At 68.9% G+C, this 22491-nt stretch carries 15 protein-coding genes and 1 pseudogene; 7 read left to right on the top strand and 9 right to left on the bottom strand.

Annotation, left to right across the window (positions count from 1 at the left end; genetic code table 11):
- Positions 1–139: 139 nt before the first annotated feature.
- Positions 140–2830: an acyltransferase domain-containing protein gene (locus JIX55_RS45625; protein WP_257569097.1), complete on the bottom strand. Its 2691-nt coding sequence runs from the start codon at positions 2828–2830 to the stop codon at positions 140–142.
- A gap of 535 nt (positions 2831–3365) precedes the next feature.
- On the opposite strand from JIX55_RS45625, the gene JIX55_RS45630 reads away from it, so the two are divergent.
- On the top strand, positions 3366–4097 hold the full coding sequence (locus JIX55_RS45630) for a hypothetical protein (protein WP_257569098.1): 732 nt from the start codon (positions 3366–3368) through the stop codon (positions 4095–4097).
- A 95-nt stretch (positions 4098–4192) separates the two neighbouring features.
- Here the strand turns inward: JIX55_RS45630 and JIX55_RS45635 are convergent, their stop codons facing one another.
- The 3 genes and pseudogenes from JIX55_RS45635 to JIX55_RS45645 form a co-directional block, all read right to left on the bottom strand.
- Complete coding sequence (locus JIX55_RS45635) at positions 4193–4894, bottom strand: 2-phosphosulfolactate phosphatase (protein ID WP_257569099.1); 702 nt, start codon at positions 4892–4894, stop codon at positions 4193–4195.
- Between the two features lie 61 nt (positions 4895–4955).
- Positions 4956–5158, bottom strand: a pseudogene (locus tag JIX55_RS45640) (sugar ABC transporter permease); the annotation flags it as partial.
- A 79-nt stretch (positions 5159–5237) separates the two neighbouring features.
- The gene (locus JIX55_RS45645; protein ID WP_257569100.1) at positions 5238–6548 is read right to left on the bottom strand and encodes an ABC transporter substrate-binding protein; all 1311 of its coding nucleotides are present in this window, start codon (positions 6546–6548) and stop codon (positions 5238–5240) included.
- Between the two features lie 498 nt (positions 6549–7046).
- Between JIX55_RS45645 and JIX55_RS45650 the strand changes: the two genes are divergently transcribed.
- The 3 genes from JIX55_RS45650 to JIX55_RS45660 all read left to right on the top strand — a co-directional run bounded on the left by JIX55_RS45650 (position 7047) and on the right by JIX55_RS45660 (position 12807).
- Positions 7047–8084 carry a LacI family DNA-binding transcriptional regulator gene (locus tag JIX55_RS45650; protein ID WP_257569101.1) on the top strand — a complete coding sequence of 346 codons (1038 nt, stop codon included), beginning with the start codon at positions 7047–7049 and terminating at the stop codon, positions 8082–8084.
- Positions 8085–8319: 235 nt separating this feature from the next.
- Complete coding sequence (locus JIX55_RS45655; protein WP_257569102.1) at positions 8320–10380, top strand: RICIN domain-containing protein; 2061 nt, start codon at positions 8320–8322, stop codon at positions 10378–10380.
- 300 nt (positions 10381–10680) lie between these two features.
- Positions 10681–12807, top strand: a complete 2127-nt coding sequence (locus JIX55_RS45660; RefSeq protein ID WP_257569103.1) for a glycoside hydrolase family 2 protein — start codon at positions 10681–10683, stop codon at positions 12805–12807.
- Positions 12808–13029: 222 nt separating this feature from the next.
- Here JIX55_RS45660 and JIX55_RS45665 read toward each other — a convergent pair whose 3' ends face one another.
- The 3 genes from JIX55_RS45665 to JIX55_RS45680 all read right to left on the bottom strand — a co-directional run bounded on the left by JIX55_RS45665 (position 13030) and on the right by JIX55_RS45680 (position 15724).
- Positions 13030–14184, bottom strand: coding sequence for an ABC transporter substrate-binding protein (locus JIX55_RS45665; protein WP_257569104.1), 1155 nt, complete (start codon positions 14182–14184; stop codon positions 13030–13032).
- A 129-nt stretch (positions 14185–14313) separates the two neighbouring features.
- On the bottom strand, positions 14314–15117 hold the full coding sequence (locus JIX55_RS45670) for a hypothetical protein (protein ID WP_257569106.1): 804 nt from the start codon (positions 15115–15117) through the stop codon (positions 14314–14316).
- 406 nt (positions 15118–15523) lie between these two features.
- Positions 15524–15724 (bottom strand): transposase, encoded by a 201-nt coding sequence (locus JIX55_RS45680; protein WP_443046679.1) that lies wholly within the window; start codon positions 15722–15724, stop codon positions 15524–15526.
- Positions 15725–16047: 323 nt separating this feature from the next.
- Between JIX55_RS45680 and JIX55_RS45685 the strand changes: the two genes are divergently transcribed.
- Positions 16048–17757 (top strand): MFS transporter, encoded by a 1710-nt coding sequence (locus JIX55_RS45685; protein ID WP_257569107.1) that lies wholly within the window; start codon positions 16048–16050, stop codon positions 17755–17757.
- 45 nt (positions 17758–17802) lie between these two features.
- Here the strand turns inward: JIX55_RS45685 and JIX55_RS45690 are convergent, their stop codons facing one another.
- Complete coding sequence (locus tag JIX55_RS45690) at positions 17803–17952, bottom strand: hypothetical protein (RefSeq protein ID WP_257569108.1); 150 nt, start codon at positions 17950–17952, stop codon at positions 17803–17805.
- 272 nt (positions 17953–18224) lie between these two features.
- Positions 18225–19004 carry an IclR family transcriptional regulator gene (locus JIX55_RS45695; protein ID WP_257569109.1) on the bottom strand — a complete coding sequence of 260 codons (780 nt, stop codon included), beginning with the start codon at positions 19002–19004 and terminating at the stop codon, positions 18225–18227.
- 147 nt (positions 19005–19151) lie between these two features.
- Between JIX55_RS45695 and JIX55_RS45700 the strand changes: the two genes are divergently transcribed.
- Positions 19152–20351: an FAD-dependent monooxygenase gene (locus JIX55_RS45700; RefSeq protein WP_257569110.1), complete on the top strand. Its 1200-nt coding sequence runs from the start codon at positions 19152–19154 to the stop codon at positions 20349–20351.
- A 423-nt stretch (positions 20352–20774) separates the two neighbouring features.
- A complete protein-coding gene (locus JIX55_RS45705; RefSeq protein ID WP_257569111.1) occupies positions 20775–22472 on the top strand; it encodes a thiamine pyrophosphate-binding protein in 1698 nt (565 codons plus the stop codon).
- Positions 22473–22491: the final 19 nt, after the last annotated feature.

A 22491-nucleotide genomic window follows, 5' to 3' on the forward strand; every position in this document is an offset into this window, starting at 1 on the left:
CCGTGCGCGTCCCTACGACTGCGCACGAACAAGGGCGAATACGTATGAATGCGTATGAAATACGTACGAATGAACTCTGTGAATGAGTACGACCGGGCACAAGGGGGTCCGCGGCGGTTCGCGGCAGATTTCTGCTAGGTCATGACTTGCGCAGTTCGTTCTCGGCGAGGTCGAGCAACTCCTCCAAGGACACGTCGCCGAACTCCTCCTCGTCGTCCGGCGTCAGCCGGTCCAGCAGGTCGCGCAGCCGTGCCGCCACACGATCCCGCGCGGGAGCGCTCCCGGGGCCGTCGTCGCCGTCATGCAGCAGGCCGGAGGCGAGCAGTTCGGCTTCCAGGGCGTCGACTTGGGCGAGGACCGCCGATGCCGCGCCCTGGTCCGCGCCCCGCCCCGCCTGCTCCGTCCGGACGGCCAGCAACGCGCCGATGAGGTCCGCGACGGACGCGGGAGTCGGATGATCGAAGATCAGCGTCGTGGGCAGCCGCAGCCCGGTGGCCTCGCCCAGCCGGTTGCGCAGCTCCACGGCCCGCAGCGAGTCGAAGCCCGACTGCAGGAAGCCACGCTCCAGGGGGACCGCACCCGGGTCGTTGTGCCTCAGCACCATCGCCACCTGGGCTCGTACCAACTCCTCGACCGCATACGACCGTTCGCCCGCCGTGAGACCGGCGAGCGACGGCCCCCCGGTGCCGGCGCCCTGGGCCGGCGCACCACCGGTCGCCCCCGCACCCTCCGCCATGGCCGTCCCCTCGACGCCGAACGGATACGTCGGCAGGGCGATCCGCCGGCCGTCACGACCCCGGAAGAAGGCGGCCCAGTCGACGGCGATCCCGCGCACGTAGAGCTGCGCCATCGCCGTCAGCCACGCCGTGACCCCGTCCTCCCCCCGGCGCAGGGTGCCGACGACGGACGACGCCGCCCCGCTGCCCGCACCGATCTCCTCCAGCGTCTCCTGCACCCCGCCGAGCAGCACGGGATGCGGGCTGACCTCGAGAAACGTATGGTGACCTGCCGCCCACAAGGCACGTACGGCCGTCTCGAATCGGACCTCGGAGGTGAGGTTGCGGAGCCAGTACGCGCCGTCCAGACCGGTCGTCTCGAACTCGCCGCCGGTGAGGGAGGAGTAGAAGGGCACGGTGGCGGGGGCCGGTGTGATCGCCGCCGTACCGGTGAGGAACGCGGTGGAGTCGACGGTCAGGCCCGGCGTGTGCGCGGCGAGACCGAGGTCCAGCTTCTTGGCCGGTACGCCCTTGGCCGCGAGCATCTCGACGACTTCGGTCACGGCCGCGTGCTCCCCACCGAACAGCACGGAGCGCGGACCGTTCGTACCGGCGAAGTGGACCCGGCCGCGCAGGCGCTCGGCGTCGAGCAGGGGACGCAGTTCGTCGGGCGGCAGGGCCGCTGCGGCCAGTTCCCCCTCTCCGGCCGCCTCCGCCTGCATCCGGCTCCACAGGACGGCCACCCGGGCGGCCTCGTCCAGCGTCAGCGCACCCGCGACATGCGCGGCGGCGATCTCACCGAGGCTGGCGCCGACGGCGACCGCGGGCTCCACACCGCAGGAGCTCCACAGCGCGGACAGCGACACACTCACCGCGAACAGGACCGGTAGGACGACGTCCACGTCCTCCAGTGACGGTGCGTCAGGTTCACCGCGCAGTACATCGTGCAGCGACCAGGGAACGAGGGGTTCGAGAGCCCGCGCGCAGTCCTCCATCCGCGCACGGAACACGTCGGAGGCATCCAGCAGGTCGAGCGCCATGCCCCGCCACTGGGAGCCCAGCCCGGGGAAGACCTGCACCGCGGTTCCACCGCCCGCGACGCCCGCGCCGGGCGCCGTACGGAAGAGCAGCGGAGCGAACCCGCCCTCGGCGACCGCACGCAGCCCGCGCACCACCTCCGCCCGGTCGGTGGCGAGCAGCACGGCCCGCCGCCCGAGGCCGGTCGTACGGGTCGCCGCGAGCGACCATCCCAGGTCGGCCGGCGACAGATCGGGGTCGCCCTCGAAACGGGCGAGCAGGTCCCGGGCCAGCGCCGCCACGGCGGCGTCGCTCCGCCCCGACAGCACGAGCGGCACGAGCCGCGCGGCCGACGGCGCCGCCGCACCGCCGAGGCCGAGCGGCTCGTCGGACCCGAACGCCTCCGCCGGTGCGAGCACGCGTTCACCGGCCCGTACGGCGGTGGAGCCCCGCCGCAGGACCGCGACCGCGCCCGTGACGGAACCCGCCACCGCCACGTCGCACTCCTCCCGGCGAAGACGCTCGGCGGCCGACTCGACCGCCGCCCGCGCCGGCAGTTCCGCCCCGAGCGTCACCCGGGGGCCCCGCCCCCAGTGGAGATCGCCCCCGACGAGCGCCGCCAGTGCGTCCGGGCCTCCGGCGCTCCCGTCCCCCTCCCCGGCCTCCGCCCGCACGAGGAACACACCCACATCGGCGTCGCGCAGCGAACCGGGAACGATCCCGGCGTCCTCCAACGCGGCCCACACCAGGTGCAGCGCGCTGAGCCGCTCCCGGGACGCCCCGAGCACGGAGTCGCCGAAGAACGCCGCGACCCCGTCGGGCGCACAGCGCACCCGCACGCCGACCGGGCCGGCCCCTTCCGCCCGGCGCACGGCCTCGGGAGCCCCCTCCGGGGCCGCCAGGCCGACAATCACAATCGGCGGTTCCGCACTGTCCGCGTCGGTTTCATGGTCGGACTCGGGCCAAGGCAGTCTGCTCGTCACGGCGTAGTCGGCCTTCTCGTCACAGGTGTCGTGGTGCGTGTGGATCGGACGGTTCCGTCCTGAGCCGCTGTCGCCGGCTCTCGAACGCTCCGCCAACGCTTGCTTGATCGACAACACCCTGACGGTGACCGCTTGACCAGACCTTGAGACTGGCTCGATGCCCACCGGGCCGCTGAAGCGTCACCCGGCCGATCCGGCCGACCCCCGCGACAACTCATCCACCGCCTCGGACGCGAACCGCCCCGACATGTGCGACGAAACGGCGCCGTACAGCCCGACGCGCCAGATCTTGTAGGGACGCGCCGGTGACCGACCCGGGCGGGACAGCGGCAGCCGACGGCTCCGGCCACCTCACCCCACCCGAACGCGGGTTTCTCCCGTACCTACCGGACGAAAGGGCGGGCACGGCTCTGGATGCGGAACGCCCGCGCCCACCCTAGCCTGTTGTTACGCATGCTTATCGGCTCGTATGCGCGCCGCCAACGTGTCGGCTTCGGTCGGCGGCGTCAGTCATCACCGGACACGGGGGCACCTCCCCGGCATGGCCGACATCTTCCCCTCTTCAACCAGCTCCCGGCCCCCGCCCGTACGGCGTTGGGCGCCGCGATCCCGGCGTGGCAAGCCTCCGGCTACCTGTGAGGAGATGATCATGCGGATCAAGAGGGCAGAGACGGGCGAAATCGCGTCTCGTGGCAGGGTCCTGCAACGCCGATGGCTCGGGCGGGTCACGGTCGCGCTGGCGGTCGTCGGCGGCACGATGACCGTGGCCGCTCCAGCCGACTCCGCCGTGAACCAATTCGGCCCCCATACATGCAAACAGGGCTTCGTGTGGCGGGAGGCGTTCTCCGGCGACCTGGTGTGCGTGGACCCCCGTGTGCGTGAAGAGACGCGCAGGGAGAACGAGTTGGGGCCGTCGCGCAGGCAGCCCGGCGGTGGACCCTTTGGGCCCGACACCTGCGAGCAGGGCTTCGTCTGGCGCGAGGCCCGCCCCTCCGACCGCGTCTGCGTACCGCCCTTCAGCCGCGACCGGGCCCGCAGCGACAACGCGAGCGCGGTCATGCGGCTGGCCGACCCCTCGGCGATTCGCCGCGGCGGCGTTCAGATCGCCACGGTGCGGCATCAACTCGGCGGAGACCTCTACGCCAGTGGAAGTGGCCTGACCCCCAACGGACGAGTCCAGTTCTGGAGCGCGGCTCCCGGCCTGCCGGCCAGTCAACTGAGCACCGTGACGGCGAACTCCGGCGGTGGCCTGTACCGGAAATGGTTCTACGGGACGAACTGCCGAGTGCACGACCCGCGTGAGGAAACCGTCATCGTCCTGGACGCGGCCAGCGGCACCGTCACAACCGGCGGTACCACGCGCGTGCACCCGCGTTGCTAGCGGCCGCACGTCACCCCGCCGGCCGACGGCCGGGTGATATGGATCGACGAGTTCGGCCCTCTCGTCGCATGGTGAGAGTCGGACCTCACCGGCGATCAGATCGGGGCATCGCCGGTCAGCGAAGGCATGGCGCAGGGACGGAGGACCATGAGTGGACCTTCCAGGGCCGCCACCATGGCAAAGGGAAACCGGTCGACCTCAAGACAGAGTGCAACGTCATCAGGATGGACTCCTTGACGCACACCCTCGGCCAGCTCGGCGGCGGCGCGGGAATCGGCGGCGCGGCGGAGGAAATCAGCAGCATCCGTAGCGGCCTCCGTGGCTCTCCGAGCGATGTACTGAGCACACGCCAGATCTTCATCGGCCTGCCCGTCGTCGCCAGTGACCACGAACGTGACACTGTCACTCGTGCGCGTCCGCAAGAGCCGGGCCGTTGCCTCCGCCACCACGAAGCCGGCGCACAGCACCAGTGACGCCTCCTTGACCGCGAGGGCGCCTACCGTCCCTGCCGTGGTCTTCTGCACAACGGTCCGTCCGCCAAGGTCGACGGACCGCAGCAGGCCCGGAGAGTTGACCATGTCGAACCCGGGCGCGGGCGGACCGTCCTTGAGCGCCACCCAATCCGGGTGATGAGCCTTGAGCGTCAGGGCTTCGTCCAGCGACTCGGCAAGAACGATCTTTTCCGCCCCCCGGGCAAAGGCCCAGGCAGCCACGGTGAAAGCACGCATGACGTCGACTACGACCGCCACAGATGGGGCCTCGACCAGCTCGGAGATGCCAAGGAAACGAGCGTCCATCCGATCATGATCGTGCATGCCCGGCTCGCGGCACCCAGATGGTGATCCACGTCATATCGCACTTGATCGAGTCGAAGCCGGTGCCGTCCCAGGTGGTGAAGGCCGGCGCGATCGAGGCGAGGGCCGTCACTGACCCGAGGGCGAGGGGCGGGATCGTCGGCACGCCCGCCATCAGGCCCAGCGTGAGCCGGTCACGGCGGGTCAGCAGACGCTGGGGCCCTGCGGCTGACGCTTCTTCGGTGTCGCGGCGTCCGGAGGCGGCACGGCGGCCGCCTCCGGGGTTTTCGTGTCGTCTCGGAGCTCATGGTGTCGGTGCTCATCCGCTGCGGAAGCGGGCTCGGTCTCAGCCGGACGCGAAGATCGTCTTCTTCTGGCGCTCGATCGAGGACAGCAGGCTGTCGATCCCCTTGGGGTCGCGGATGAACTTCTGCAGCGCGGGCTGCATCACCGTAGAGGTGAAGTCCGGGCGGCTGTCACGGTCCATGAACTGGGTGAGATGCTTCGCACCGCTGATCATCTCGTACGCCTTCTTCTGTAGCGGCGTGTACGAGGAGGTGTCGGCCTTCGTGGAGGCGGCGATAAGGCTCGGGTCGGCCTTCAGGTAGATCTCCTCGGCCTCGGGGGTGCCCAGGAATTCGAGCAGTTTGACGGAGCCGGCGTGGTTCTTGGGCTTCTTGCTGAGCATGATGCCGTCGGTCGGCGCCTCCACGGTGTCCTGGCCGTACGCCGGGTCGATCTCGGGGAAGGCGAAGAAGTCGAGGTCGTCCAGGTCTGCCTTGTTGGTGAACTGCTGGGCCACGAACATGCCGAGCATATACATGCCGGCCTTCTTCGCCACCAGCGTCTGGGCGGCGTCCTGCCAAGTACGGCCGACCGCGCCCTCCTGGTGGTAGGGGAGGGTCTCGGCCCAGGTGTCGAAGACCTTGCGGACCTTCGCGTCGGTCCAGGAGGCCTTGCCCGCCATCAGCTCGACGTGGAAGTCGTAGCCGTTGAGGCGGAAGTTGATCTGGTCGAAGGAGCCCATCGCCGGCCAGGCGTCCTTGTCACCGTACGCGATCGGGACCAGCCCGTCCTTCTTCATCTGCTTGCACAGGGCGACGTACGCGTCCCACGTGGTGGGGACCTCGTAGCCGTACTGCTGGAAGACGCTCTTGCGGTAGAAGACCGCCCACGGGGACGTGGTCAGTGGCACCAAGTAGTACTTGCCGTCCTGCCCCTTGCTCAGATCGTGCATCGCACTGGGGAAGTTGCCCCCGATCGTCTTCCACACGTCGTCGATCGGGGCGGCCAGCCCCTTGGCCGCGAAGAACTGCATCCGGTAGCCGGCGAACCACTGGAACACGTCGTCCGGCGTGCCCTGCAGATAGGAGTTGATCTGCTCCTGGAACGTGTTGTGGTCCTTGGTGTTGATGTCGACCGCGATCCCGGACTGCTTGGTGAAGGCCGCGTAGACGTCGGCATACGCCTTCTTCGGGACGGCGTCGGACGCGTTGGAGCCGACGGTGACGGTCTGGGTGTCCGACGAGGCGGAACTGCCGCCGCAGGCACTCAGCAGAGGGATGCCGGCACCCAGGACCGCGGCTCCGCCGAGTCCGCGGAGCACGCTACGGCGGCTGGTACCAGGCATGGACTGACCGAGGGGCGAATGGTGCATTTCGACTCCTGAAAGGGCTGGCGGTGCCCAGGCTTGGCGCATCAGCCGGAAGGGGGTATGAGCGAGGGAGGGTCGTCGAGCGACCAGAACCCAACGCGATCGAACAAACATGATCGGTCGAACGCCAGGAAGCGTGAACGCCCCGTGGGCGCGCTGTCAAGACTCCGCGTCCGGCAATCCATGACGACCGCAGCCAGTGAGAGGCCGCACCCGCAGACCGCCGAACCAGGCCGACAGGGCTGCCCGTTACCGGGCTTTCCGCTGAACGCGTGCCACCTGACCAGCTTCGATCCATCCCGGGCGCGGATTCTTCGGGCCCGCGTGACGGCCTCCTCCGTGCAGCGCCTGCCTCGACCGACCGCCAACGCGGGCGCCAAAGGGCGTTGCGCGAACTCTTGACGAGCGGTCGGTGGATGCGTAGACATTGACCGCGCGATCAGACCGCGCGGTCATGTCACTGGCCTCGCTCGATGTAGGTACACGCCATGGGGAGACTTCATGACAGCAGGGGTGCAGCCCGGCTCAGGCTCCTCCGCGCCGCGCAGCGCGGACGTTGCCAGGCTGGCCGGCGTCTCACGCAAGACTGTCTCCCGGGTGCTCAACAACGAGCCGTACGTCTCCGACGAGGCCCGCCGACGCGTGCTCGCGTCCGCCGAGGCGCTCGGTTACCGGCTGAACCACGCCGCCAGGGCACTGGCCTCCGGCCGCACCCGCTCCATCGGTGTGGTCGCTCTGGGAACCGCCGGGTATGGAACCGCCTCCCTGCTCGTGGGCATTGAACAAGCCGTACGGGACGCTGGTTACGCGCTTCGCGTGGTCAACACACCGGACGGCGACCCGCAAAGCATCGCCGGCGCGCTGGAATCACTCCTCGAACAGGGCGTGGACGGCGTCGTCGTCTCCGAACCCAATGTCGAAGGTGAAGTCCCGCTCGGTGTCGACGTGCCGGTCCTCTTCCTCGGAGCACCACCCGCCTTCACTGCCGCCCGGACACTGACCATCGGTGTGGGCGCCCATCAGCTGGCGCGGGCGGCCACCGAACACCTGCTGGACCTGGGGCATTCGACTGTCCATCACCTCGCCGGGCCGCGACGGTGGTACGCCACCAAGGACCGTATCGAGGGATGGCGAGCGGCGCTGGTGGCACGAGGCGCGCATGAACCGCCCGTGCTGAACGGTGACTGGTCGGCGGCCTCCGGGTACGCCGCGGGTCGTGAGCTGGCCTCGGACAACGCGGTGACCGCCGTGTTCGCCGCGGGCGACGAGATGGCCATCGGCCTGATCCATGCCCTGCGGGAAGCCGGGTGCCGGGTGCCGGAGGACGTCAGCGTCGTCGGTTTCGACGGCAACCCGGTCTTCGCCTACGTCTCTCCTCCCCTCACCACCGTCCGTCAGCCCTTCGAGGCCGCTTCGCGGGAAGGAATCCGGCTTCTCCTCCACGCCATCGAGAAGCCCGACACCGAACTGCCACCGGCGAGTGACCTACCCGTCGAACTCGTCGTCCGCGGCTCGACCGCGCCTCCCCCCTCTTTCTGACCCCACCCCCCACCCCTCATGCCACCGCTCCGGCGTAGGCCGCCCGCCCGGGGCGCTCACACCTCCGCCATTCCGCGCTGTTCCACCGCGCCGCCTGCGCTCGCGAGCCGCGCCCGGCAGCGTCGCCCGGCCGTTCCCCGGGCGACGCGCCCAACGAACTCCGCCACGTCACTCCGGACCCCTTCCGGGGCGGCGGACACCGAAACACCCCTCCCGTCCCCGCTTGGAGCCGCACATGTCACAACCAGGCGCCAGAACCGGCGCCGCTCCATGCCCCCGTCCCACCACCCTCCCCACTCTCCTGTTCCTGCTCCTCGCCCTGATCGTCGCGGCGGCGACACTGATCCTGCCGGCCGCGGGCAGGGCAGACGCCATCTCCCGCCCCGCCCAAACCCTGTACACCCCGCCGCCGGACGCGCCCGCCCCCGGCTCGCTCTACCCGCGGGCGCTGCGTCTGCAGCACAACGGCTCGGCCAACGGCACCCTGCTCGCCACCTTCGAGCAGTGGACCAACAGCAAGCCGGTCTTCCCGATCTACCGCAGCACCGACAACGGCAGCTCCTGGACGAAGATCTCCGAGGTCGCCGACACGCAGAACGGCTGGGGCATGCGCTGGGAGCCCGAGCTGTTCGAGCTCCCCAAGGCCATGGGCGGCTTCCCCGCCGGGACCATCCTGGCCGCGGGTGACTCCGTCCCAGCCGACCGCGCGGCCACCAAGATCGATCTGTACGCAAGCACCGACCGCGGGCAGACCTGGAGCTTCGTCACCAACATCGCCACCGGCGGCCGGGCGGTATCCAGCAACGGCAACACCCCCGTCTGGGAGCCCTACTTCCTCGTCTCCGGCGACAAGCTCATCGTCTACTACTCCGACCAGCGCGACACCGCCCACGGCCAGGAGATCGTCCACCAGGTCTCCACGGACCTGCGCAACTGGGGCCCGGTCGTCGACGACGTGTCGATGCCGACCTACGCGGACCGGCCCGGCATGCCGGTGGTCACCCGGCTGCCCAACGGCAACCACGTGATGATCCACGAGTACTGCAACGCGCCCGAGGGCGGCTGCTCCGTGTACTACAAGATCTCCTCGGACCCCGAGGCGTTCGGCTCCGTCACCGGCCGGGTGCTGCGTGCGACCGACGGCACCATCCCCAGCGGGGCGCCCTTCGTCACCTGGCTGCCCACCGGCGGCCCGAACGGCACCCTCGCCGTCAGCGGCGACACCGTGGAAGACCTGTTCCTCAACACCCAGAACGGTGACCCGAACGCCTGGACCCGTATCCGCGCCAACGTCCCGCGCGGCTACAGCCGGGGCTTGCTCCCTCTGGCCGACGGGCACAGCCTGATGGTGTTCAGCGGGGGCCGCAACGGAGTGAGCACCCTCAACCCCATCCAGTACAGCACGATCGATCTGGGCGGCGGGATCTCCGACGGCGCCACCTACACCGCCTCCAACGCCCACAGCAACCTCAAGCTCACCATCGCGGGCGGCTCCACCACCAACGGCACCACCGCGACGCAGCAGACCACCACCGACGCCACCGACCAGCAGTGGCGCTTCGAGCGGCAGTCCTCCGGCTACTTCAAGATCCGCAATGCCGCCAGCGGCAAGGTCCTCGGAGTGGAGAACCAGTCCACCGCCAACGGCGCCAGGATCCTCCAGTGGGACGACAACGGCACCCTCGACCACGAATGGGCCGTCGCCCCCCACCCTGCCGGCGGCTACACCGTCACCAACCGCGTCACCGGCAAGAACCTCGAAATCCCGGGCGCCTCCACCACCACCGGCACCACCGCCGTCCAGTGGGAGAGCAACACCTGCGCCTGCCAGCGCTGGAACCTCACCCAGACCGCTCTGCCCCCGCTGGGCACCGGCCAGTACGTCCTCGTCAACAAGAACAGCGGCAAGTACCTCGACATCCCCGGCGCCTCCACCACCACCGGCACCGCGGCCAACCAGTGGCGCAACTCCGCCTGCGCCTGCCAGCTGTTCACCTTCCAGTCCGCCGGCAACGGAGCCTGGACCATCAAGAACGTCACCAGCAACCTCAACCTGGACGTCCGCAACTCCTCCGGCACCGCGGGCGCGGCCATCGTCCAGAACACCGCCTCCAGCGCCGACTCCCAGAAGTGGACCCTCACCGACGCGGGCAACGGCTACCACAGACTCCGCAACGTGAACAGCGCCCTCGTCGCCGGCATCGCCCAGTCCTCCACCGCCGACGGCGCCGCCGTCGTCCAGTGGAACAACCTCAACGTCGACGACCAGCTCTGGAAGATCGTACGCATCAACTGACCCGAGGAAAGGCGGCCACCGGTATCCCAACGGCTGGGCTCGCCGACCAGGCCGGCGAGCCCAGCCATCCCTGTTCCGTACCGCGTCGCGCCGACGAGACGGTTTCCTGCCGTGGGTGTCCCATGGCGTTCCGGACGGCACGGGCCGGTGTGACATCGGTTGTCAGCCAGCGGCCACCAGCCGGCGCGCGTCGCGCACATCCGAGAACCGCACCTCGTGTGATCACGGCGCCGCGGTCTTCGGTGTAACGCCGCGCCAAGAAAAGCCTTCTCCTTCACGTCTACAGAAGTGAGTTCTGGAATGACAGGTTTCCCCACCCGCCGACAGATGTTGAGCGGGACGGCTGGAGGAGTGCTGGCCTCGTTCGCGGGGATTCCGAAGGCCGGTGCCGCGTCTGCCGCTGCGACGTACACGGCGCCGAATCCGCGTGTTCGCATCGATCTCAACGCGGGGTGGCGATTCGTCAGGGCAGACGTCGCGGGGGCGGAAGCGCCTGGATTCGATGACTCCGGCTGGGCGCCGGTCAACACGCCCCACACGTGGAACGCCGTCGACGGTGCCGACGGCGGCAACAACTACTACCGCGGAGTGGGCTGGTACCGCCGCCATTACACCGTGCCGTCCGAACTGGCCGGGAAGAGGCTGTACCTGCAGTTCGCCGGGGTCAACCAGGTCGCCGACGTCTGGGTCAACGGCACGTATCTCGGGCAGCACAGAGGTGGATACTCCCGGTTCAGGTTCGGCGTCACCGCCGTGCTCATCCCCGGCGGGGACAACGTGATCGCGGTCAGGGTGACCAACGCCCGCGACACGAACATCGCGCCGGTGAGCGCGGACTACACCTTCGAGGGCGGTATCTACCGCAATGTGAGCCTGTGGGCCACCGACAACCTTCACGTGCGGATGGAAGATTACGCGGGCCCCGGCATCTACCTGCGGCAGAGTGATGTCACCGCCGCGTCGGCCACGGTGACCGTGACGACGAAGCTGTGGAACGACGGCAGCACCATGAGATCGGTGGTCGTTCGCAGCGTCATCGCCGACAAGAGCGGGACCGTCGTCGCGGAGACCAGCAGCACCGCGCAGGCCGTCGCCGCGGCCACCGGCGCGGAGATCCGGCAGACCGTCCGCATCGACAACCCACGCTTGTGGAACGGCCTGGCGGATCCCTACCTCCACAACGCCAGCGTCGAGATCCACGACGTCACCGCGGGCGCGGACAGGATCGCGGACGTGGTGACCGAACGCCTGGGCCTTCGCTCCGTAGCCGTGGACGCCGGCACCGGCTTCCACCTCAACGGCAGCCACCTCGGCCTGCACGGCGTCAATCTGCACCAGGAGCGGGCGGTCAAGGGCTGGGCGGTGACCGACGCCGATCACACACAGGACTTCGACCTCATCCGGGAGCTCGGCGCCAACGCCATCCGGATGGCGCACTACCAGCACGACCAGAAGGACTACGAACTCGCCGACGAACGCGGGCTGATCGTGTGGGCGGAGATCCCGCTGGTCAACTCCGTCACCGACGCGACCGCCTTCACCGCCGGCACCCAGAACCAACTGCGTGAGCTGATCCGGCAGAACTACAACCACCCGTCGATCGTCTTCTGGGGCATCGGCAACGAGCTGACCGATTACAACGGCACCGCTACGAACAGACTGCTCGCGTCGCTGGCCGGCATCATCGAGTCCGAGGACCCGGACCGGCTCTCCACCTACGCGGTGCGCGGCGAGGACCCCGACAACGCGCAGGCAGGGCTGCACACGCGGACCACGGGCTTCAACAAGTACTACGGCTGGTACTACGGTTCCAAGGACGGTGACCTTGGTGCATGGGCCGACAACCTGCACACGAACTCCCCGTCCCGCAGGATCGCCATGTCCGAGTACGGTGTCGGCGCCAACACCGCTCAGCACGCCCTCAACCCGCCAAAGCCCGCACCCGGTGGTTCCTGGCACCCGGAGGAGTACCAGGCGCTGTTCCACGAGGCGGCCTGGAAGCAGCTCGACGCCCGCCCGTACATCTGGGGCTCGTTCGTCTGGGCCATGTTCGACTTCGCCTCCGACGGCCGTAATGAAGGAGGCCGACCCGGAATCAACGACAAGGGCCTGGTCACCCGTGACCGGCAGATCCGCAAGGACGCCTTCTACTGGTACAAGGCCAACTGGGCGAGCACTCCCACCCTCCACATCACCAGCCGTCGCTGGACCCAGCGAACCGATGCCCTCACCGAGCTGAAGGTCTACTCCAACGCGGACAAGGTCACCGCCACCCTCAACGGCGCCTCCCTGGGGACCCGGAGCAGCAGCGACCGCATCTTCAGGTGGGCCGACATCACACTGAAGCCGGGGCGGAACACCGCGGCGGTGACCGCGACCATCAACGGCTCCACGTACACCGACAGCGTCGACTGGACTCTCGGCTGACTCACTCTCGGGTGACTCGACGTGGTCGCCCGAAGCGGCGCGGGGCACACGACCCGTCAATCGCTCACGCCACCGAGAACGAAGACGCTCTTGTGTCGCTCGTAGTAGAGACGCGGGCAGCAGCCTGTGGGGCATCCCCACCCGCCGAGGGTGGGGATGCCGAAGGCGTCGTGATGCGATCCGGAGGCCGTCGGGCCCGGCCGGTTCGGGGCCTGTTGGGGGTCAGGCGCCCGGGTGCAGACCGGGCCAGCCGGGTGTCGGGTCGCCCTTGACCTCGCCGAAGTAGAGGGCGAAGGTCTGCTTCAGCCGCTCGACCTGGTCCCGGTCCTCCATGAAGCGCGGGAACCCGTCCAGGTTGGCGTTCGGGTACTCCCAGATCGGCTTCAGGCCGGTGGGCGGCGCGATGTCCGTGCGCACCGACCAGCTGTTGGAGGTCTGACGCTCGGTGGACAGCTGCCAGTTGAGGTAGAGCTTGGCCGCCGTGGGGTTGGCGGCCTGCTTCAGGATCGCGATCCGCTGCCCCCACGCCATGAACGGGTGCCCGTCGGTCATCACCCAGCGGTTCGGGCTGGTGGCGAGCGGGCTGCCACCCGTGCCGACGCCGATGATCTTCTCCTTGTTGGTGACCGCGGTGCCGGGGGAGAAGGAGCCACGGGCGAACTGCGGCTGCTGGGCGGCGAAGTCGGCCACCCAATCCCAGCCGTAGGTCTGGGCGTAGAGGGCGAAGAGGTAGAGCACAGCGTCGTCGTCGTGCGGGTAGGAGGAGGCGACGGCGTTCTTCCAGCGTGGGTCGACGAGGTCCAGCGGCGTCTGTGGCGCGTCGGTCCCGGCCGCCGCCACGTCGTACAGGTAGCTGAAGGCGATGACCATGCCGGCCACCCAGGCACCGTCCGCGTCCCTGAACTTCTTGTGCAGCTTGCTGAAGCCGGCGGGCTTGTAGGGCAGCAGCCGCCCCTGGCGCTTCCAGCGGGTGAAGTCGTGCAGCGTCTGCAACTGCACCACGTCGGGGACCAGGGTGTCGGTCGCGAACTGGTTGTCCACGCGGACGTCGTGGTACTTGCTGTAGTCCACGATGAGGTTGAGGTCGATCTGCGGGAACCGCTGGCGGAAGGCGGCCCGGGCGCCGGCGCCGCTGCCCGAGTTGGCGAGGTCGCCGCCCGCGTAGATCACGAGCTTGCCGCCTTCGGCGATGGCGGCCCGGTACAGCTCGTCGAGGGTCCTGGTCTCCTCGGAGCCGGCGCCGCGCGCGGCTGCGGTCGGGGCGGCCGCGGCGGGGGACGCGGTGGCGGGGGACGCGGTGGCGCCGAGCGCGCCGAGGCCGAGCGCGGCGCCCGCTCCGGTGGCGAGGAGACGCCGTCGACTGGGAAGGCTGGTCACTGAGGTAACCCTTTCTGCGTGGGGGCAGGGAAGTTCCCGGCGTACGGGCGGCGGACCGCCTCGGCCGGGACGGCGGGGGTGGAAACGGCGAAGCCGGTGTTCCGGTACGGCGTGCTCATCAGGCCCATATCAACCCCGTGTCCTCTCGCCCTGGCGACCTTGGCGCCGATCTGGGCGGCGATCCGCATGCCGTGGTCGGGACAGCGTTTGATGAGGGTGCCGGTGAGGGCAGCACCGTCCGCGGCCCTGGCGCGTTCCTCCTCGAAGGTGGGAGGTAGTCGCGGGTGGCCGTGATGGCGGAGGCGTCGGCCGGGGTGCCGGGCAGGCGGTGGCCGGGGACGACCGGCTCCGGTTCGAGGGAGGCCAAGTCGTCCAGCAGGTCGATCCGGGCGGCCCGGTCGCCGGGGGCGGGGGTGTCGGCGACCCGGACGTATTCGTGCTGGAACGGCAGGACTTCGCCCAAAAACGCCTTTCGCTCGGCCTGCCACGGGTAGTGCCGGTCGGGCAGGCCGACGGGCCGCCCCTGAGCTCGAAGCGGTGACCCTCCAGGGTGAGTTCACCGGTCGGCGGGGCGAGGTCGACCAGGCGGGTGGGCAGGTTCGGGCCGAGCACCGCCCACGTCTTGGGCTTGCCCTCGGAGGAGTGCTCGATGTGCTCGAAGACGAGCGGGGTGGCGACGAAGACGGCCTCGGGGAAGGCGTTGGCGATCACTTCGGCGCCGAAGCGGAAGTCGAGGTCGCCGTGGCTGACGAAGACGGTGGTGAGCTTTGTGCCGGAATCGAGGATCTCGGCGCCTGAGCAGGTGGCGTTCGCGCGAGTGAGCCCGGCATCGACCGGCATCGCCCCCTGCTCGCCGGTGACGAGGGTGGCGGTCTTGTTCATGCTGCCGACCGGAAAGTCCAGGTCGAGGACGGTGACTTCGAGCGTGCTCATCGGGGCTCTTCGTTCTTCGCTCTTCGGTCGAGAATGGGGCTCGCTGGACGCAAGCGGTTGATCTGACAAGATGATATCTGACGAGTCAGATGTTCTCGTCGGGGGCGCACGCAGTGTGATGCGGGTCGCATGGGGTCTGCTGTTGCGCCTGCCGCTGGTCGGCAACTCATGACGAGCCGGCCGTCGGTGCGGCACGCCGGGCTGGGGCAGTGAGCCACGTCCGGCGGTGAGTCGCACGGGTGAGCGCCGGAGTCGGAGAAGTTGACGAAGCGTCAGATCAAGTGGACCGACCCCTCGGTGACCAAGGCGCTGACCACGCTGGGCGAGTCTTCGGCAGGCCCGATCTGATGGCCGGAGGCACGCGGGGCGGCTGCAGACAGACTTCCCCACCTCGGTCGGCCAGGTCTTAGAGGTCCTCACAAAGGCGTTGGACGTGGCGGTGGGTGATCAGACAGGTGGTGAGTCCGAGGAGGGCTTCGTGGATGTCGTCGCGTCGTTCCCAGCGGATACGCAGTCGGCGGAAGCCGTGCAGCCATGCGAGGGTGCGCTCGACCACGTAGCGGAAGATGCCCAGGCCGGAGCCGTGTGGGGAACCGGAGCGGTGCACTGCGTCATGCGGCGACCGTCCCCGGGCAAGGCCCGTTACGCATCGATGGTGCGCTTCGTGGCTGCTGAAGAGCGGTGGCCTGTTCGTCCAATGAACATGCCCTTTGAGGGTGACAGGGGTCACTTCTACGTTGTCGCTGCTCGGCGGGTCGGCCACCGCGCCGAGCGTCTGAGGTCCGGTCGAGCCTGCGGAAGCGTTCCGTACAGGCTCCTGGGGCGTTCGGCAGCGGTGTTGCCGGGATCGCCGAGAAAGAAGCACCCCTAGCACGGTCCGGCTGCGGACGCCGGTTCCGATGGCAGCGCTCTGCGCGCGAGGAGTCATCCATGGTTCAGACCGATACACCCAGTGCGGCAAGGGGAGAGGGTGGCAGATACACCCTGGGCCCAGGCACTCTGACGGCGGTGGTTCTCGCCGTGTGCCTTGCGCAGATAGCCCTTTCCGTCCCGTCGCTCATCAACGGGCTGATCCAGCAGGATCTCGCGCCGTCCTCGTCCCAACTGACGTGGATCACCGAGGCCTTCATGCTTCCCGTCGCCGCGTTGGGACTGGGCTTCGGCGTGTTCGGTGACCTCTTCGGCCGTAAGCGCCTGCTCATCGGGGGCGCCGCGCTCATTGTCGTGGGCTCGGCTCTCGCGGTCCTGGTGCCGGGTGAGGGATCCTCGACCGACGTTCGGGTGACGTGGCTGATCCTTGCCCAGGTCCTCAACGGCATCGGGGCCGCGGCCATCTTCCCGACGAGCCTCGCCATGGTGGCGGCCGGTACGCACACCACCGCCACCCGCGCGCGTGGCGTGGCGATCTGGGCCACCGCGCTCTCGGTCGGCGGCTTCCTCGGACCGCTGCTGGCAGGCGTCGCCGCCAAGATCGAACTCGGCTGGGCCGGGAACGCGAACTGGCGCTGGGCCTTCGTCGGCGTCCTTGTCATCGCTGTGGTGAGCGTGGTCCTGTCGCCGGCCCTCGCCCAGAACTCCGCCTCACCCGAGGGCCGCTCCATCGACTGGCCGGGTCAGATCACTGCCGCGCTCGGCCTGTTCGCTCTGATGTACGCCGTGATCCAGGGCTCCGAGAGTGGCTGGGGGACCCCGCAGATCGTCATCGCGTTCATCCTCGCGGCCGTCTTCCTCGTGCTGTTCGTCTTCGCGGAGAGCCGTGCGGCCGCGCCGCTCCTTCTCCTGAGCGTGTTCAGGAACCGGGCGTTCGCCATGAACTCGGTGGTCACCCTGATCGGTATGTTCGCGTTCCTCGTGATCATGTACGGCACCAGTATCCGCCTCACCATCATCCAGGGATTCAGCCCACTGCAGAGCTCCGTCGCCTACCTCTTCTTCGGAGGCATCGGCCTCGTACTGCTGCCCCTCACCTCCAAGCTGCTCGAGCGCTACAACCCCCGGTGGGTTCTCTTCTCAGTCCTGATCCTCATAGGCGCCAGCGGGTTGTGGTTCGCCGGTGTTCCGACGAGCACGCGGGCCCTGGGCGCCATCGTCGGGCCTCTGATTCTCGCCGGCGTCGGCTCGGCACTCGCCTTCGCCGCCATCAGCGCGGTCGCGGTCAACACGTTGCCCAACCACCTCGCCGGTATGGCGAGCGGTGTCACGAGCACGTTCCGGGACCTCGGGTTCGCCCTCGGCCCCGCGATCGCCGGTGCTCTCGCACTGGGCCGAGCCGCCGACGAGATCGCCCGCAAGTTGGCCGGCGATCCTGAACTGAAGCACGCCTACGAGGCATTCCAGGCCTCTGTCGCCCATGCTCCCGCGGATCAGAGACCGCAGCTCGAGGCGGCGGTGCACGCTGTGGAATCGGGCCCGCTCGGCGCCAACTCGGTGCCGGCCAACATCACACTGCCGGATGGTCAGGTGGTGCCCTTCAACCCACTCAAGGACGTCGCTTTCGACGCCCTCAGCAGCAGTTACTCCCTCGCATACGTGCTCGGTGGCGTGGCTGCTCTCGTGGCGGCGGCACTTGTTCTCATCGGCGCGCGCGGTGGCATGGACCAGGCTCATCTCGACGACGACCCGCACACCCTCGACGGCTGACCGCCTGACGAAGGCGCCGGCGCCGGGACACGGATGGCAGTCCGGTCAGGACAACCGGCCCGCCCGCCGCGACTCCACCTCCTCCTCAGGAGCAGCGGTCGCGGCGGGCCACGGCGTACAAGAGACGATGAGGAGCAGCGTCAACTCATGCTCCCCGACTGTGTGATCGTCCATGGCCCGGTCGGGACGTTCCATGAACGCGAGCGTTTCCTCAGCTACAACGCGTCCATGGGACCCCGTCGAGGCCGAGACCAGCGAAGTGACGTGTGGGGAGCGAGGGGGACGAGCCATCTTGACGTGTTTTCAGAAGATGCACATTCGCCGCGTGCCCGACCTGCCACCGCTCCTGGTTCAGGCCGTGGCCACGCGGGTGTTCTCGACCGACGAGGGATGGCGCCTCGGCCACATACAGCTCTCCCGGCGGCAACCGCCGGCATGACGCGCCGGTCTCCTCGCCCCGCGAAGGGTCACGAGGTGCGAATGGGAATACCAGGCCGCCAGCCGAGGCTCCTGGACAGTCCCAGTCCGCTCGCGACCAGCGAGGGAACGGCCGCTTGCAGTTTGATCGAGCCCGCGGCCACCACGACGGACAGAGCCGCGACGACCTTGCCGCGGCCGTCGACGATGCGCGTCGCGACCGACTCGGCCCCTTCGCTCAGCTCTTCCTTGACGACCACCGTTCCGGTCGAGCGGCAGGACGCCAGTTCGCGACGCAGCTCGGCCGGCTCCACGATCGTCTGGGGAGTGAAGCGCTGCAGCCTTCCCGCCAGCACCTCATCGATGAAGGCCGGACTGCTGTGGCTCAGAAGCACTTTGCCGACACCTGAGCAATGCAAGGGCAGAAGGCCGCCGACCTGCGATGTCAGACCGACGGCGTTGACCGCCGACAGCCGCTCGATGATCACGGCCTGGTCGCCCTGGAGGACGGCCAGCTGCACATGCTGGCGAAGAGCCGTGTACAGGTCCTCCACGAACGGCTGCGCCGCGCTGCGGAGCGTCTCGGCGCGCGGTGCGAGGGTCCCGAGGCGCCACAGCGGCAGGCCGATCACGAACCGGTTGTCGCTGGTGCGCTCCAGCGCGCCGGCCTCCACGAGTTCCAGCGTGAGACGCCTGGCGGTGGCATGCGGCATGCCGGTACGTCTGGCCAGGTCGGCGAGGCTCAGCTCGGTGTTGTGGGGGTCGAAGGAAAACAGCAGATCCCATAGTCGAGAGCTGACTGTGCGTCCTGGCTCGTTCGCACGAGGCATGGGCCTCTCCTTGATCATGTGTGACCGCGGTCACTCTAGCTTCTATGTTCGTTGGATGGATGAGGCTGTTCTCTCAGCGCGCACTTTGCCGAACTCTTGCAGGCAGCCAGTTACTACCTCGCTCGAGGTCCACGGGAGTGAAAGAGCATGATGAGTACGGGAGCAGGTCCGAAGATCGCGATCCTCGGTGGCGGCATCGGAGGCCTCGCCACCGCGGCTTTCCTTCGCGACAAGGGCTTCGACAGTGACGTCTACGAGCAGGCGACCGCCCTGACCGAAGTTGGTGCCGGCCTGGTGATCGCGCCCAACGCCGCCCGCCTCCTACGACGTCTCGGCGTGCTGGACCGGTTCATCAAGCGCGCGGTCCGGATGGAGATCGGCTGGGAGTTCCGGCGCTGGGAGAACGGCACCGTCCTCTCCGCGGAGAACCTGGAGAAGGAGTGTGTACGCCTGTACGGCGAGCACACCTACGCCGCCCACCGCGCCGACCTGCTGAACGCCCTGAGGTCGGCTGTCCCCGAGCACTCGATCCACCTCGGCAAGCGCTGCGTCTCGGTCGAGTTCGAAGGCGACCAGGCCGTTCTTCGGTTCGAGGACGGCGAGACGGTTCGCCCGGACATCCTCATCGGCGCCGACGGGGTCCACTCACGAGTGCGCAGCGCCATCGTCGGACCTACTCACGCCAGGGAGTCGGGCATCTGCGCCTTCCGTGCTCTCGTACCAGCGGAGAAGGCACCCGAATTCGCGAAGCGGCGCGCCCAGACCCTCTGGATCGGCCCCGACCACCACCTCGTGCACTACCCGGTCTCCGGCGCGGAGTACGTCAACCTCGTCGCCTTCGCCCCTGCCGGGGCCAACAGCGTCGAGTCGTGGACGGCCACCGCGACGCTCGGGGAACTGCTCGACGAGTTCGCAGGTTGGGATCCGCGTCTGGTGGAGTTGATCAGGTCGGCCGACACGCCGGGGCGGTGGGCGTTGCTCGACCGCGAGCCCCTCGACCACTGGAACCGTGGAAACGCGACCCTGCTGGGTGACGCGGCCCACCCGATGTTCCCGTTCTTCGCCCAAGGCGCTGCCCAGGCGATCGAGGACGGCGCCGTCCTGGCCCTCTGTCTTGCGGAGACCCCGGACAACCCGATCGCGGCGCTGGGGCGCTACGAAGAGCTCCGTCGACGCCGCACGGCACGTCTGCAGGAGGTGTCGCACGGAAGGTCTCACATCAACCACCTTCCGGACGGCCCTGAGCAGCAGGCGCGCGACCTGGCGTACTCGCAGGCCGACCCGCTCAGGACGAACGGCTGGATCTACGAGTACGACCCCGAGGTCGCTGTTTCGGCCTCGGTGTGAATGAGCCCCGGGAGGCACGTGTTAACCGCTCCGGGGCATATGGAGGCTCCGGACTGTCCCGAGTTGGGTGGAGTCGTTCAGGCTCCGCCCCGGACAGTCGATCGCGGTATTCGGCACCGGGGGCGTGGTGCTCGCGGTAATCCCTTTCAGCGACTTTGCCAGGGCGTGGGCGAAGACCAGTTCCGGGCGTGTGATCGAGGACGTACTCAGGATGCCGGTAAGCCCGACATCGCTTCCGCGAACAGTCCGCTCGACGGGGTCTCGATCTTTCGACGCCGAACAAGGCATTGACCGTCCAACGAACACAGCCGTTGTCGTAGCCCAGGCCACGCCCGAGACTCCCTACGGGCGGCCGAGATGCGGCCCTGTCCCCCAGTGACTTCTGTCGAATCCCTGAGTGCGTCCAGAGAGGCGGACCATCGAATGGCAACCGCAACCGGTAGTGGGCTCGTCGTGCGAACACTGCGACGAGCCGGCGTCAACGTGGCCTTCGGCCTGCCCGGAGCACACATCGACCCCATTCTCCAGGAGGCCCTGGACGCCAAGCTTCGGGTCGTCGACGTGCGCCACGAGATGAACGCCGGCCATGCGGCCGAGGGCTACGCACGGGTCACCGGGGACCTGGGTGTCGCCGTCGTCACGGCCGGTGGTGGCTTCACCAACGTCCTGACCTCCCTCACCAACGCCCATCTGGACCGGACCCCCGTGCTCTACATCGCGGGCTCCGGTCCTCTCGAGAGGGACGAGATCAACGACCAGCAGGCGGGATTCGACCAGGTCGCCATGGCAGCCCCGGTGACCAAGTTCGCGCACCGCGTCACCCGTGCCGACCTGATCCCTCGCCTGGTCGCCCAGGCGATCCGCACCGCGCAGTCGGAGCCCAAGGGCCCGGTGCTCCTCGACATTCCCTGGGACGTCCTGCGCCAGACGGTCGACGTCGACGAGGTCGAGGACTACCGCGTCGAGATCGACGGCACCGGCATCGCCCCCGCCGGTGGTGTCGACCGGATCCTCGAGGCGCTCAACGCCGCCCGGCGGCCGATCGCGCTGGTCGGCAAGTCCTTCGTCACCGCCGAGGCACGGGCACAGTTGCACGAGTTCGCCGCCCGTACCGGAGTGCCCCTCCTCTCCGACTGGGAGGGCCTCGGGGCGATCGTCGGCTCCGAGCAGCACGTCGGCCTCGTCCAGACCCTGGCCACCGTCCCCGAGGACGAGCGGCCCGACCTGGTCCTGCTGCTCGGGCTGCGCTTCGGAATGACGACCGGGTTCGGCACGGGCCAACTGCTCCCGAAGAGCGCGCGGATCTTCCAGATCGACCCCGACGGCCGTGAACTCGGCCGTCTGCAGGATGTCGAACTCGGCATCCAGGCCGACCCGATCGGCACGATCGGCCTGCTGAACGAGCGCCTGGGCGACAGCCCCGTACCCTCGGGGCGCGACGACTGGCTGGGGACCCTGCGGGACGTCTCGGCCGCCCGGCGGTCCGCGCTCGCCGCCGAGACCGAGAAGCACGAGGACGAAGCGATCCACCCGTACCTCGCGGTCCGCACGATCGCCGAGAGCGTTCCCGACGGGGCCACCGTGCTCGTCGACGGCGCACTGACCGAGCTGTGGCTCTCCGAGACGATCGCGCTCGCTCCACTGGCCCACTACCTCGGGCACGGCTACCTCAGTTCGATGGGGTGCAACTTCGGCGTGGCCCTGGGAGCGCAGTACGCGGCCCCCGACAAGGCGACGATCCTCGTCACCGGCGACGGCGCCGTCGGCTACAGCCTCGCCGAGTTCGACTCCCTCGTCCGGGCGGGACTTCCAGTCGTCGTGATCGTCCTCAACAACCAAGCCTGGGGCGCCACCCTGCACACCCAGCAGTTCTTCTACGGACAAGACCGCGTCACCAACAACCGCCTGGAGAACGGCTCCTACGGAGGCGTGGCACGAGCTCTCGGTGCGGACGGCGTCGACGTCACAGAGCTGGACCAGCTTCGCCCGGCGATCGAGGCCGCCCTCGCGGCCCGCCGGCCGACGTGCATCGACGTGCGCGTGAGCCTCGCACCCATTCCTCCGGAGGAGCGTGTCATGAATGGTGAAGCTCCGTTCGGCGGCGACGAGACCGACGCATGAGCCACCCTCCTGACCGACC

The sequence above is a fragment of the Streptomyces sp. DSM 40750 genome, assembly GCF_024612035.1.
GTDB lineage: Bacteria > Actinomycetota > Actinomycetes > Streptomycetales > Streptomycetaceae > Streptomyces.